This window comes from Streptomyces sp. NPDC014891, from assembly GCF_043081085.1.
In the GTDB taxonomy this organism is placed as follows: Bacteria; Actinomycetota; Actinomycetes; order Streptomycetales; family Streptomycetaceae; genus Streptomyces.
Genome location: NZ_JBIBWF010000001.1, coordinates 872,301 through 885,881, shown reverse-complemented (window position 1 = coordinate 885,881; position 13,581 = coordinate 872,301). Strand labels below are relative to the sequence as shown.

Genomic DNA, 13,581 nt, shown 5'->3' with positions numbered 1-13,581 from the left:
ACCGGGCGGCCCGTCCCGTCCCCGGCATCCCCCTCCCACCCGGGCCCCGCGCCGTCCGCACGCGCCGCGCCCGACCCATCGATCGGCCGCACCGGGCAGCGCTCGCCCCCGACTCCTCGGCTAGGGTGATTCGACAGGGAATGCGCCCCCAGGGGCCGGGCCGATGCGTAGGTCGATGCGTTGGAGACTCACGAGCCGTCGAGCAGGGTTCCACAGCCGCCCCGGGCGGCCGTCGGGGACGCGGGCGTGCTCCGCGAGCTGCTCCCGATCGCCCTGTGGCGCGAGGACGCCGAGGGGCGCATCGTCGAGTGGTCGCTCGCCGCGCAGGACCTCCTCGGGCACCGCCCCGAGCACGTGCTCGGACGGCTCGCCACGCCGCTCCTCGTCCCCGACGCCAACCGGGAGCTCGCCGAGCGGCTGACCCTGCGCGTCCAGGCCGGCGAGACGATGGTCGGCACCCTGCCCGTCCGGCACCGCGACGGCCACACGATCGCCATGGAGATGTGGATCGTGCCCGCCGCCGACCCGGCCGGCCGCCCGGGCGCCCTGCTCATCGCGGTGGAGACCTCCGAGGTCCTGCGGATGCGGGAGAACCTCGCGGCGATGGAGAGCCTCTTCACCCAGTCGCCCATCGGGCTTGCCCTGCTCGGCCCCGACCTGCGGTTCCTCCGGGTCAACGACGCGCTGGCCCGGATGAACGGGGTGCCCGCCCCCGAGCACGTGGGCCGCCGCCTCACCGAGGTCGTCCCCGGAGTCAACGCCGCCTCGCTCGAATCCCTGATGCTCCAGGTCATGGAGAGCGGGCACGCCGTCGTCGACGCCCGCCGCGTCGGCCGCACCCCCGCCGACCCCGACCGCGACCACATCTGGTCCTGCTCGTACGCCCCGCTCGTCGACCGCGCCGACCGGCGGTCGCTCGGCCTCATCGCCTCCCTCGTCGACATCACCGAGAGCCAGGAGGCACACACCGAGGTCGAACGGGCCCGCCACCGCTTCGCCCTGCTCGCCGAGGCGGGTGCCCGGATCGGCACGACGCTGGACCTGCGGCGCACGGCGGAGGAGGCGGTCCGCTTCCTCGTGCCGCAGCTGGCCGACTCGGCGGACGTGCAGATGCTGGAGTCCGTCCTCGAACCGGACGACCCGGTCGCGTCCACGCGCGGGGTACTCCGGCGCCTCGCCGCCCGCTTCCCGGACCCCACGGCCCCGACCGCCCTGCTCGTCCCCGGCCAGACCTTCCAGATCCCGCTGGACTCCGTGTACGAGGAGGTCGTCGCCCGGGGACGGCCCACCGACCTCCACACCACCGACATCCCCGAGCTCTTCACCGACCCGCGCACCGAGGCGCTCCGCACCTACTTCGCCACCCGCATCGGCTCGGCCCGCCTCGTCCCCATGGTCGCCCGCGGCCAGGTGCTCGGCTCGGTCACGGTGACCCGGCTGCGCACCCGTGAGCCCTTCGACGCCCAGGACCGCGTCCTCATCGACGAGGTCGTGGCCCGCGCCGCCCTCAACATCGACAACGCCCGCCTCTACACCACCCAGCGGGAGGCCGCCCTCACCCTCCAGCGCAGCCTCACCAACAGCGAGCTGCCCGCCGTCACCGGGCTCGAACTCACCGGCCGCTACCTCCCCGCGAGCGCCCACGACGTCGGCGGCGACTGGTTCGACGTCATCGCGCTGCCCGGCGGCAGGACGGGGCTCGTCATCGGCGACGTCATGGGACACGGCATCCACGCGGCCGCCGTCATGGGCCAACTGCGCACGGCGGTACGCACCCTGGCCCGCCACGACATCCCGCCGGCCGAGATGCTCGGCTCCCTGGACGCCGTCGTCGCCGACATCGGCGAGGACACGATGGCGACCTGCGTGTACGCCGTCCACGACCCGGCCACCGCCGGCTGGGTCATCGCGCGCGCCGGGCACCCGCCGCCGGCCGTGGCCGACCCGGACGGGACGGTCACCTTCCTGCACGGCCGGCCGGGGACCCCGCTGGGCACGGGCGCCCACGACTTCGCCACCCAGGAGGTCGCCCTGGGCGCCGGCGGTCTGCTCGTCCTCTACACGGACGGCCTCATCGAGGCCCGCGACCGCGACCTCGACGAGGGGATGCGCCAGCTCGGCCGCGCGCTGCGGCACCTGGACCGTCCGCTGGACGTGCTGTGCGACGAGATCCTCAAGAGACTCCTGACGGGGCCCGCGCAGGACGACGTGGCGATCCTGATGGCCCGCACCGTCGACTGAACTCCCGCACGGAGTAGCCGAGTCGGCGCCGGTGACGGAGGGACGCCCCGGGGAGGGCCGGGGTCAGTCGCCCACGTGCCGGAGCCGGTACAGCTCGCGCAGGAGGGCGATCTCGGCCCCGTGGTGCAGGAGTTCCTGGTTCACCCACCAGACGGTCTCCAGGAACGGGTCCTCGGGATCACTGCCGTGCGGGTACGTGCAGTGGCCGACGGTGTCGAGCGTCGCGTCGTCAGAGGGGATCCGGACGTCGGCCGACCGACTCGACCAGCGGGAGCAGCCGGTGGGCCACCCGCTCCCGCAGGGCGATCTCGGTTCGGGTGCGGACCACCCCGGGCAGTCGGATCAGGCGCTGGATGACGTCCTCCAGGTGTCCGGCGTCGCGGGCGACCACGCGGGTGAGGAGGTCGCCGCCGCCGGTGATGGAGAAGGCCTCCACGATCTCCGGGACGGCCCCGAGGGCGTCGCCGACCTCGTCGAGGTGCCCCTGGGTGACCTCGACGTGCACGAAGGCGAGCACCGGGTGGCCCAGGGCCGCGGGGGAGAGGACCGGGCCGGTCGCGGTGATCACCCCGTCGCGCTCCAGCCGGTCGATCCTGGCCTGGACGGTGCCCCGTGCCACGCCCAGGATCCGCGCGTACTCCCGCACGCTCGTGCGCGGCTGCTCGATGAGCAGCCGCAGGATCCGGGTGTCGAGCTCGTCCACGGCCATGTTTCAGGGGCCTCCTCTGTGCAGCGGTCCGGTACGGGATACCTGGGTGGTGAATCGTTTCACTCCGGTACGGAACGCGCTCCTCCAGGGTGCCCCGGGCCCACGGGAGTGGCCGGAACGGGACGGCGGCCGGACGCTGGAAGGAGACAGCGGGGGAACGCCGCGTGCCGGCCGCCGGGCACCGCGGAGAGGAGCGATCATGCGACGCGGATCCGGGACCCCGTACGGGATGACGTCGGCGCCGCCGCCCGGCACCCCCCACCCGCCCCCGGACGGCGACCTCGTCGCCGACGTCGCCGTCGTCGGCGCCGGGGTGGCCGGGGTGTGCGCCGCACGGGAGCTGGTCCTGGCCGGGGCCGACGTGGTCCTCCTGGAGGCCGACCGGGTCGCGGCGGGGGTGACCGGGCACGCGTCCGGCGCCCTGACCTCCCTCCACGGCCTCTGCTACGCCCGCCTGCGGCAGCGTCTGGACGTGGAGGCCGCCGCCCTCTACGCCGACGCGCAGGAGGACGCCCTGCGCCGGGCCGTGGGCCTCTGCGCGGACCTCGACGTCGACGCCGACGTCGAACGCAGGCCCGCCTTCACCTGCACCGCCGACGAGGGGCACGCGGCCGGGATCCGGGAGGAGGCGCACGCCGCCGCGGAGGCCGGTCTGAAGGCGACCGCCGTCACGGAGACGGGACTCCCGTTCCCGGTCGCGGCCGCCGTGCGGGTGGAGGACCAGCTGCAGCTCCACCCGCGCCGCCTCCTCCTCGCCCTCGCGGACGACGTCGTCGCGCGCGGCGGACGCCTCCACGAGGGGACGCGGGTCACCGGTCTCCACGACGGCGCCGAATGCCGCCTGGACGTGGCGGGCGGAACCGCGGTCCACGCCCGGGACGTCGTCCTCGCCACCCACTTCCCGCTCCGCTGCCACGGCAGCCTCCTGGTGCGCCTGTCGGTGCGGCGCGAGCTGGTCGTCGCCGCGTCCGTGGACGCGCACCACGCTCCGTACGGCATGTACCTGGCCGTCGACGACGACGGCACCCGTTCGGTGCGGTCGGCCCCGCTGCCGGACGGCAGGCGCCTGCTGATGGTGGCCGGTGAGGCGTCCGAGCCGGGGAGCGGGGCCGTGCGCGAGCGGTACGACCGGCTGGAGGCATGGGCCCGCGGGCGTCTGCCGGGCTTCGCCGAGGCCCCGGAGACCCACCGGTGGGCGGCCCAGGACGTGTACACGCCGGACGGGATGCCCTGCGTGGGCCACGAGCACCCGGACACCCAGCACGTCTTCCTCGCCACCGGCTTCGGCGGCTGGGGCCTCAGCAACGGCATCGCCGCGGGCCCGCTCCTCGCCGCCCACGTGACCGGCGCCCCGCGCCCCGCCTGGACGGAGCTGGTCGACCCGCGCCGCCACCTGCCGGTACGGGAGATCCCCGGCGTGGTCCGCCGCCAGTCCGAGGTGGCGCGCCACTACGCGGCCGGTCGGCGGACGGCCCCGCGCTGCACCCACCGGGGCTGCGAGCTGGGTTTCGACGAGACCGAGGGAACCTGGGAGTGCCCCTGCCACGGCTCGCGGTTCGCGGCCGACGGCAGCGTCCTCCAGGGTCCTGCCACCCGCCCGCTGGACGAGACCTGAGCGACGCCCCGGGCGCCGGCGAGACGGTCCGACGGTCCCGGAGCCCGCACCCTGGGACAGGCCGACCGGTCATCCGCCCGCGAGGGTGATCGGACCGGGCATCCGGCGGAGGCGGCGAGCGGGATCCCCGTCTCCGGGCACGGGCGGCGCAGAGTGGGCCCCGTGGATGTCGAGGAAGTCGCCGAGGAGCTGTACGGGCTGAGGCCGGCGGAGTTCGTGGCCGCGCGGGACACGTACGTCGCCCGGGCGCGCGCGGCCAAGGACGCGCGGGCCGCCAAGGCCGTCGCCGCGCTGCGGCGCCCGTCCATCGCCGCGTGGGCGGCGAACCGGCTGGCGCGGCAGCGGCAGCGGGAGGCCCAGCAGTTCCTCGCCCTGGGGACGACCCTCAGGGAGGCGCACCGGACGCTCGACGCCGAGCAGCTGCGGGCGGCGGGTGCCCAGCGGCAGGAGCTGATCGCCGCGCTCGCCCGCACGGCCGCCGCGCTCGCGGGCGAGGCGGGGCTTTCCGTGAGCGACACGGTGCAGCACGAGATCGAGCAGACCCTGCACGCCGTCCTCGCCGACCGGGACGTGGCCGAGCAGTGGGCGCGGGGGCGGCTCGTCAGGACGCCCGAGGCGGCGGTCGGCTTCCCCGCGGTCGCTCCGGAGGCGGTGCCGCCCCGTCGGCCTCCGGTCCCCCCGTCGGCAGCCGCCTCCGGAGCCGGGACGGCGGGCGGGCGGGCGCAGAAGCGCGACCGCGCGGGGGAGGGCGAGGATGCGGCGGGAGCAGACGGCCGGTCGGCCGCGGGGCGGAAGCCCGCCCGGGGCGAGGACACGCGGCGCCGGCGCGCGCTGGAACGAGCCCGTACGGAGGCGGGGGACGCCGACGGCGAGGTCGCCCGGCGGGAGCGCGAGCTCGCCGGGGCGCGTGAGGCCCGGCAGGCCGCGGTGGAGGAGGCCGACTCCTCGGCCGAGCGGGTCGGCCGGCTGGAGCGCGAGCTGCACGAGGGGCGACGGGCCAGGCAGGAGGCGCGGACGGCGGCCACGGCGGCGGGCAAGGAGGTGACCGCGGCGGAGCACGCCCTGCGGGAGGCCCGCCGGGTCGCCGCCCAGAAGGCCCGTGCGCTCCAGGACCTCGAGCGGCGGGACGAGGCCTGACGGAGCCGGGGGGGAGGCGTCGGGGAGCCGCGGCGGTGGGTCGGCGGTGGTGGGTCGGGTACGTCAAGGTAACGGATGCCTGGAAGAACTTGAAGAGATCTTGCAAATGACGCACTGCATTCCGCAGGTCTCGGTGTGGTGACAACCCAGCGCCCTGGCCGCCCCCGGCCTCACCTCTCGGTGCGCCGGTCCTGCGTGGCATAGGTCCCCACTCCCAACAGCCCGACAGGAACCGGGTTGTCGAGCAATTACGAAATGAGCGCGATATCTTGCGTTCACTTGTTGGGGGTGGTTGAGTGTGCCGCGCCCCACCACGCAGTCGCCGACTCCGGTGAGGCGACCTCCACGTTCTTGCCCGAAGGGGACCACTCGATGAGAAGTGCCAGGCTCCGCCGTACCCGCCGCGCCAGCGCGGTCACCCTCGTCTCCGCGATGACGCTCACCGCTCTCGCCGCCTGCGGCACGAGCAGCAGCGACGACGACGGCGGCGGTACTTCGCAGCAGACCGGCTCGTCCGACGCCTCCGCTCCGCTGGATCCCAAGACCAAGGTGTCCCTCACGATCGACTGCATGCCCCCGGCGGCCAAGGCGGCCGAGCTCAAGGAGTGGAAGGAGGACGTCGCCGAGTTCAACAAGACGTACCCGAACGTCACCATCGAGGGCCGCTCCACCCCCGGTCAGTGCCTGGAGCCGCCGCGCTTCACCGCGATGCTCAAGGCCAAGTCGCAGCCGGACGTCTTCTACACCTACTTCACGGACCTCCCCCAGGTCCTGTCGGAGAACGGCGCCGAGGACATCTCCGCGTACGTGACCGACAAGACGGTCCCGGGACTCAAGGACATCGACCCGAACGTCCTCGGCACCCTCAAGCAGGACGGCAAGCTGTACGGCCTGCCCACCAGCAACTACACGATGGGCCTGCTGATCAACCGCAAGCTCTTCAAGGACGCCGGCCTCGACCCCGACTCCCCGCCGAAGACCTGGGAGGAGGTCCGCGCCGCCGCGAAGAAGATCGCGGGCCTCGGCGAGGGCGTCTCGGGCTTCGGCGAGTACAGCGCCGGCAACACCGGCGGATGGCACTTCACCGCCCAGATGTACAGCCTCGGCGGGGACATCGTCGACGCGAGCGGCAAGAAGGCGGCGTTCAACAACGAGATCGGCAAGCAGATCGCGAAGAACCTCCACGCCATGCGCTGGGAGGACGACAGCATGGGCAAGACCCAGCTGCTCAAGTGGGGCGACCTGCAGAAGCAGATAGCCACCGACAAGCTCGGCATGTTCCTCGCCGCCCCCGACGACATCACGTACATGGTCCAGCAGCTGGGGGCCAAGTACGAGAACTTCGGCATGGGCCCGATCCCCGGCGGCAAGAACACCCTGGCCGGCGGCAACGGCTACATGATCAAGAAGGGCATCTCGCCCGACAAGGTCAAGGCCGGCATCGCCTGGCTCAACTTCAAGTTCACCACCGTCGGCAAGGGACAGTTCGACTGGGCCCGCACCAAGGCCGACAGCCTGCCGGTCGGCCTCCCGCAGCCGAACTTCTGGCTGAACGAGTCCAAGACCGAGGACGACGCCTCCCGCGTCCAGAACGCCACCATGCCGGTCGCCAACTTCAAGGCGTTCATGGACAGCCCCGTCCCCGGCAAGGCCGAGCCGCCGAAGGCCCAGGAGGTCTACAAGGTGCTCGACAACGTGATGTCCGGTCTCCTCACCAACAAGGACGCCGACGTCGACAAGCTCCTGTCGACCGCCGAGACGCAGGTCAACCAGGTCCTGGCCAACCAGTGACGGAACCGGGCGGGGCGGGCGTCCTCCACGCCCGCCCCGCCCGGAACGCCCGACCCGCCGGCAGACCCGGCAGTCCCGTACCGAGGAGCACGCATGTCGGCCCCGAGCCTGACCCCGAGCAAGGCGGCGCGTCCCCGCCACTCCACGCCGCGCCAGCAGGGCCCCGGCGCCCCCGGCGGCGCCTTCGCCAAGAACCTGCGGCGGAACCTCACCGCCCACGGCTTCCTCATCGGCGCCGTCCTCTGCTTCGCCCTGTTCTCCTGGTATCCGATGGTCAGGGAGTTCCTCCTGGCCTTCCAGAAGACCGAGAGCGGCGAGTCCGTCTGGGTCGGACTGGACAACTTCCGCACCGTCTTCAACGATCCGGCCTTCTGGCAGGCCTGGGGCAACACCCTCTGGTACACCGCCCTCGCCCTGGTCCTCGGCTTCGCCGTCCCGTTCGTCCTGGCGATCACCATCAACGAGTTCCGGCACGGCAAGAGCTACCTGCGGCTCCTGGTCTACCTGCCCGTCATGCTCCCGCCGGTCGCCGCGGTCCTGCTCTTCCAGTACCTGTACGACCCGGGCTACGGCCTCCTCAACGAGCTGCTCGCCCTCCTCCACCTGCCCGAGCAGCAGTGGCTCCAGGACGCGGACATCGCGATGTTCTCCCTCGTCCTCGCCTCGACCTGGATGAACATGGGCGGCGCGACCCTGATCTACCTCGCCGCGCTCCAGGGCATCCCGGGCGAGCTGTACGAGGCCGCCGAACTCGACGGCGCCGGCCTGTTCCGCAAGATCTGGCACGTCACGATCCCGCAGACCCGCCTCATCCTCTCGCTGATGCTGCTCATGCAGATCATCGCGACCATGCAGGTCTTCGTCGAGCCGTTCCTGCTCACCGGCGGCGCCGGACCCGAGGGGTCCACCACCACGGTCGTCTACCTCATCTACCAGTACGCCTTCAACTTCAACAACTACGGCGCCGCGGCGGCCCTCGGCCTGCTCCTGCTCGTACTGCTCGCCGGCTTCTCGGCGGCGTACGTCAAGCTCAGCCGCGCCGAGGAAGAGTAGGACCGGGAGACCAGCATGTCCACACGTACGCTCATCTCGCCGGCCGTCCTCGCCAAGAGCCGCGGCAAGCGCCTCTACTGGAGCGCCTTCGCCCTCGTCACCGGCGGCTTCACCCTGGTGTTCCTCGGCCCTCTGTACTGGCTGATATCCAGCGGGTTCAAGGACACCCAGGAGGTCGTCAGGACCCCGCCCAGCCTGGTGCCGGAGAGCTTCACCCCCGAGAACTACAGCCGCGCCTGGGAGGTCATGGACCTGTCCTCGCTGCTGCTCAACACCTTCTACTACGCCTTCGGCGCCCTGGCCTTCCAGCTCGTCCTCGACGTCGCGGCGGCCTACTCGCTCTCCAAACTGCGTCCGGTGCTCGGCAAGGCGATCCTCGGGCTGATGCTCGCCACCCTGATGATCCCGGCGACGGTCCTCGTCGTCCCCCAGTACCTGACCGTCCTCGACGTGCCGATCGTCGAGCGGAACCTGCTCAACACCCCGTGGGCGATCTGGCTGCCGTCCGTCACCAACGCCTTCAACATCTTCCTGCTGAAGCGGTTCTTCGACTCCATCCCGAAGGAACTCCTCGACGCCGCCTCCATGGACGGCGCGAGCCCCATGCGGATCCTGTGGTCGATCGTCCTCCCGATCTCCCGGCCGATCCTCGGCGTGGTGTCGATCTTCGCGGTGGTCGGCGTGTGGAAGGACTTCCTCTGGCCGATGCTCACCCTCCCCGACCCGGCGAAGCAGACCCTCAACGTGGGCATCTACTCGCTCTCCAACGGGGTCCCGGTGAACATCCTCATCGCCGCCCTCACCATCGCGTCCCTCCCGACGCTGCTCGTCTTCCTCGTCTTCCAGCGCAACATCATGGGCGGCCTCACCGCCGGCAGCCTCAAGGGCTGACCCCGCGCCACCGCCCTCCTCCCAAGCCTTCGCCGCCGTCCCGGCCCATCCTGCCCCCGCTCTCCGGGACGGCGGCGAAGAACCCCGACCTGCCCGAAAGGACCGTTCCGTGGCAGCCTCCTCGCCGTCCCGCACCGCCGACTGGTGGCGCGACGCCGTCATCTACCAGGTCTACCCGCGCAGTTTCGCCGACGGCGACGGCGACGGCACCGGAGACCTCGCGGGCGTCCGGGCGAGACTGCCCCACCTCGCCGAACTCGGCGTCGACGCCGTCTGGTTCACCCCCTGGTACGCCTCGCCGATGGTCGACGGCGGCTACGACGTCGCCGACTACCGCGCCATCGACCCCGCCTTCGGCACCCTCGACGAGGCCGAGAAGCTCATCGCCGAAGCCGCCGAACTCGGCCTGCGCGTCATCGTCGACATCGTCCCCAACCACGTCTCCGACCAGCACGCCTGGTTCCGCGCCGCCCTCGCCGCGGGACCCGGCAGCCCCGAACGGTCACGCTTCCACTTCCGGCCCGGCCGCGGCGAGCACGGCGAACTCCCGCCCAACGACTGGCCCTCCCAGTTCTCCGGCACCACCTGGACCCGCGTCCCCGACGGCGAGTGGTACCTCCACCTCTTCACGCCCGAGCAGCCCGACCTCAACTGGTCCCACCCCGACGTGCGCCGCGAGCACGAGGACGTCCTGCGCTTCTGGTTCGAGCGCGGCGTCGCCGGCGTCCGCATCGACTCCGCCGCCCTCCTCACCAAGGACCCCGACCTCCGCGACTTCGTCGAGGGCGTCGACCCCCACCCGTACATCGACCAGGACGAGATCCACGACGTCTACCGCTCCTGGCGCGCGATAGCCGACGCCTACGACGGCGTCTTCGTCGGCGAGGTCTGGCTCCCCGACGCCGAACGCTTCGCCCGCTACCTCCGGCCCGACGAGCTCCACACGGCCTTCAACTTCAACTTCCTCGCCTGCCCCTGGGAGCCGGACCGGCTCCGCCGCACCATCGACGACACCCTCGCCGAGCACGCCCCGGTCCACGCCCCCGCCACCTGGGTGCTCTGCAACCACGACGTCACCCGCACCGCCACCCGCTACGGCCGCACCGACACCGCCTTCGACTTCGCCACCAAGGCCTTCGGCACCCCCACCGACCTGGAACTCGGCACCCGCCGCGCCCGCGCCGCCGCGCTCCTCACCCTGGCCCTGCCCGGCTCCGTCTACCTCTACCAGGGCGAGGAACTCGGCCTGCCCGAGGCCGACGTCCCCCGGGACCGCATCCAGGACCCCATGCACTTCCGCTCCGGCGGCAGCGACCCCGGCCGCGACGGCTGCCGCGTCCCCCTCCCCTGGGAGGCCGAGGCACCCTCGTACGGCTTCGGCGCCGGATCGGACCCGTGGCTCCCGCAGCCCGCCGACTGGGCCCGCTACGCCGTCGACCGGCAGCGCTCCGACACCGACTCCATGCTCACCCTCTACCGCACCGCCCTCGAACTGCGCCGCACCGTACCCGGCTTCGGCGACGGCCCGCTCAGCTGGCTCCCCGCCGGGGACGGCGTCCTCGCCTTCGCCCGCGACCACGGCCTGATCTGCGTCGTCAACCTCTCCCCGGACGCCGCGGAACTCCCCGCCCACTCCGGACTCCTGCTCTCCAGCGGCCCCCTCGCCCCCGACGGCGCCCTCCCCCCGGACACCGCCGCCTGGCTCCGCGCCTGAACCGGGACCGCTCCGGCAGCCCCGCCCCCGCCCCGTCCGCCCGCGGGCGCGGACGGCGGCCCGAGGAAAGACCCCACCGTGCGGCCGAGGCCGCTCAGCCGACTCCGTCGGCCACGGCGCACGGTGGTCGAGGCCGGGACCTGACCCGGCCGTGACGGAAGCCCCGATCCCGTTCCGTGGGGGGCCGGGAGCGGGGCTTCCGTGCGCGCGGCGCACCCTCCCCATCCGGTCGCCGCGTGCCTCGCCCCACCGCGGCGACGCCCGTCCGCCGCGGGTCCCCACCGTCCGAGAAGCGAGCCCAGATGATCCCCAGCCGCGTCCGTCCGCGGGTCCGCGCCGGTGCCAGAGCCACCGCCGTCGCCTGCGCCCTCCTCTGCCTCGGCCAGACGGCCGCCACCACCGCCGGCGCCGCCCCGGGCCCCCGGTCCGGTACGCCCGTCACCACCCGCGCGGCACTCGACCCCGTGCTGGTGGCCGGACGCGGCGCCGACGTCGCCTTCGACGAGCAGGAGGCGGAGAACGCCCGCTCCACCGGCACCGTCATCGGCCCGGACCGCACCCCGTACACCCTCGCCTCGGAGGCCTCCGGCCGGAAGGCGGTCCGGCTCGTCCCCGGCCAGTACGTCGAGTTCACCCTGCCCCGCGCGGCCAACGCCCTGACCGTGCGCTACAGCATCCCCGACGCGGCCGGCGGCGGCGGGATCACCGCCCCGCTGGACGTCTCCGCCGGCCGCGACCGCCGCACGATGACGCTCACCTCGCAGTACTCCTGGCTCTACAACCAGTACCCCTTCACCAACGACCCCGGGGCCGACCTGCTCCACCCGGACTGGTGGCTCGCCGAGTGCTCCTGCGTGCCGGCCGCCACCACGCCCGTGCCCGAGTTCCCCAAGCCCTTCCGCCCCACCCACTTCTACGACGAGCAGCGCCTGCTCCTCGGCACCACCCACCGTGCGGGGGAGAAGATACGGCTCACGGTGCCGGCCGGCAGCCCGGCCGCCTGGACGGTCATCGACCTCCTCGACACCGAGCTGGTCGCCCCGCCGCACGTCGAGCGGGGCGGCGTCGACGTGCGCCTGCTCGGCGCCGACCCCACCGGCCGCCGGGACGCGGCCCCCGCCATCGAGCGGGCCATCGCCCTCGCCCGCCGCCTGGACCGCCCCGTCTACCTCCCGCCGGGCACCTTCCGCGTCGACCGGCACATCGTCGTCGACGACGTCACCCTCGTGGGCGCCGGCAACTGGCACACCGTCCTCAAGGGCCGTCAGGTCACCCTCGCCGAACCCGCCCCCGACGGCTCCCGGCACACCGGCGTCGGCCTCTACGGGAAGCCCGCGGCCGAGGGCGGCAGCCGAAACGTCCACCTGCGCGGGTTCGCCATCGAGGGCGACGTCCGCGAGCGCGTCGACACCGACCAGGTGAACGCCGTCGGCGGGGCCATGAGCGACTCCACCATCGACGGCCTCCACCTCCACCACACCAAGGTGGGCCTCTGGTTCGACGGCCCGATGCGGAACGTGAAGGTCGTGAACAACATCATCACCGACCAGATCGCCGACGCCCTCAACTTCCACACCGGGGTCACCGACTCACTCGTCCGCAACAACTTCATCCGCAACACCGGCGACGACGGCATCGCCCTCTGGTCGGAGAAGACCGCCGACGCCCGCAACACCGTCGCCCGCAACACCGTCCAGTCACCCACCCTCGCCAACGGGATCGCCGTCTACGGCGGAGCCGACACGACCGTCGCCGGCAACCTCGTCGCCGACCCCGTACGCGAGGGCAGCGGACTCCACGCGGGCGCCCGCTTCGGCGCCGAACCCTTCACCGGGACGCTCCGCTTCACCGACAACACCACCGTCCGGGCCGGCACCCTCGACCTCAACTGGCGGATCGGACTCGGGGCCCTCTGGTTCTACGCGCTCGACGGCTCGATCGACGCCGACGTACGGGTCACCGGGGACCACTACCTCGACTCCACCCACAACGCGATCATGCTGGTCAGCGAATACGGCGTGAAGGACCGCTACGGCATCCCGTCGGTCCACTTCAAGGACATCCGCGTCGACGGCACCGGGAACTCCGTGGTCAGCGCCCGTACGGCCGGCTCGGCGACCATCGAGAACGTCGACGCCCGCAACGTCGGAGCCGTCGGGGTCAACAACTGCGGCTCGTTCCACTTCCCCTCCACGGGTTCGGAGTTCACCCTCGCCGACCGCGGCGGCAACGACGGCGGCTGGCTGGCGCCCTGGCTCCTGCCCAACACGATCACCTGCGACGACCGGCCGCCGGTCGTCGCACCCCCGGCGCCCTCGCCCTGGTCCTGACGGCACGGGCGCCGGCGGGGGAGCCCCCGATCCTCCGGTGGGCGCGGCACCGTGCCCGCGCCCACCGCGGCGCCCCCGCCGGCGGCCTCCCAGGACGGGC

Annotated in this window: 9 protein-coding genes and 1 pseudogene; 8 read left to right on the top strand and 2 right to left on the bottom strand. The window is 73.1% G+C overall.

Translation table 11 applies throughout. The features are described from left to right. Window positions 1-180 precede the first annotated feature (180 nt). The gene (locus tag ACF09E_RS03625; protein WP_392203656.1) at window positions 181-2,241 is read left to right on the top strand and encodes a SpoIIE family protein phosphatase; all 2,061 of its coding nucleotides are present in this window, start codon (window positions 181-183) and stop codon (window positions 2,239-2,241) included. Window positions 2,242-2,304: 63 nt separating this feature from the next. On the opposite strand, the pseudogene ACF09E_RS03620 reads toward ACF09E_RS03625, so the two are convergent. Further along, window positions 2,305-2,472, bottom strand: a pseudogene (locus ACF09E_RS03620) (DinB family protein); the annotation flags it as partial. Then, window positions 2,471-2,950, bottom strand: a complete 480-nt coding sequence (locus tag ACF09E_RS03615; RefSeq protein WP_392203655.1) for an Lrp/AsnC family transcriptional regulator — start codon at window positions 2,948-2,950, stop codon at window positions 2,471-2,473. The gene ACF09E_RS03615 and the pseudogene ACF09E_RS03620, both read right to left, overlap by 2 nt. Before the next feature lie 199 nt (window positions 2,951-3,149). On the opposite strand from ACF09E_RS03615, the gene ACF09E_RS03610 reads away from it, so the two are divergent. The 7 genes from ACF09E_RS03610 (at window position 3,150) to ACF09E_RS03580 (ending at window position 13,481) form a co-directional block, all read left to right on the top strand. Then, entirely contained in the window at window positions 3,150-4,565 is a 1,416-nt protein-coding gene (locus ACF09E_RS03610) for an FAD-dependent oxidoreductase (RefSeq protein WP_392203654.1), read from the top strand. A 162-nt stretch (window positions 4,566-4,727) separates the two neighbouring features. Next, entirely contained in the window at window positions 4,728-5,702 is a 975-nt protein-coding gene (locus ACF09E_RS03605; protein ID WP_392203653.1) for a hypothetical protein, read from the top strand. A 372-nt stretch (window positions 5,703-6,074) separates the two neighbouring features. Next, entirely contained in the window at window positions 6,075-7,493 is a 1,419-nt protein-coding gene (locus ACF09E_RS03600) for an extracellular solute-binding protein (RefSeq protein ID WP_392203652.1), read from the top strand. Between the two features lie 93 nt (window positions 7,494-7,586). Further along, on the top strand, window positions 7,587-8,546 hold the full coding sequence (locus tag ACF09E_RS03595; RefSeq protein WP_392203651.1) for a carbohydrate ABC transporter permease: 960 nt from the start codon (window positions 7,587-7,589) through the stop codon (window positions 8,544-8,546). Between the two features lie 15 nt (window positions 8,547-8,561). Next, window positions 8,562-9,437: a carbohydrate ABC transporter permease gene (locus ACF09E_RS03590; protein ID WP_392203650.1), complete on the top strand. Its 876-nt coding sequence runs from the start codon at window positions 8,562-8,564 to the stop codon at window positions 9,435-9,437. Window positions 9,438-9,546: 109 nt separating this feature from the next. Beyond that, entirely contained in the window at window positions 9,547-11,151 is a 1,605-nt protein-coding gene (locus ACF09E_RS03585) for a glycoside hydrolase family 13 protein (protein ID WP_392203649.1), read from the top strand. 302 nt (window positions 11,152-11,453) lie between these two features. Further along, a complete protein-coding gene (locus ACF09E_RS03580) occupies window positions 11,454-13,481 on the top strand; it encodes a glycosyl hydrolase family 28-related protein (protein ID WP_392203648.1) in 2,028 nt (675 codons plus the stop codon). The last annotated feature ends 100 nt before the right edge of the window (window positions 13,482-13,581 follow it).

Bases quoted from the DNA above. Each gene is read 5' to 3' on its own strand.
- ACF09E_RS03615 (WP_392203655.1), bottom strand. From the start codon at position 2,950: ATGGCCGTGGACGAGCTCGACACCCGGATCCTGCGGCTGCTCATCGAG.
- ACF09E_RS03610 (WP_392203654.1), top strand. From the start codon at position 3,150: ATGCGACGCGGATCCGGGACCCCGTACGGGATGACGTCGGCGCCGCCG.
- ACF09E_RS03600 (WP_392203652.1), top strand. From the start codon at position 6,075: ATGAGAAGTGCCAGGCTCCGCCGTACCCGCCGCGCCAGCGCGGTCACC.
- ACF09E_RS03595 (WP_392203651.1), top strand. From the start codon at position 7,587: ATGTCGGCCCCGAGCCTGACCCCGAGCAAGGCGGCGCGTCCCCGCCAC.
- ACF09E_RS03590 (WP_392203650.1), top strand. From the start codon at position 8,562: ATGTCCACACGTACGCTCATCTCGCCGGCCGTCCTCGCCAAGAGCCGC.
- ACF09E_RS03580 (WP_392203648.1), top strand. From the start codon at position 11,454: ATGATCCCCAGCCGCGTCCGTCCGCGGGTCCGCGCCGGTGCCAGAGCC.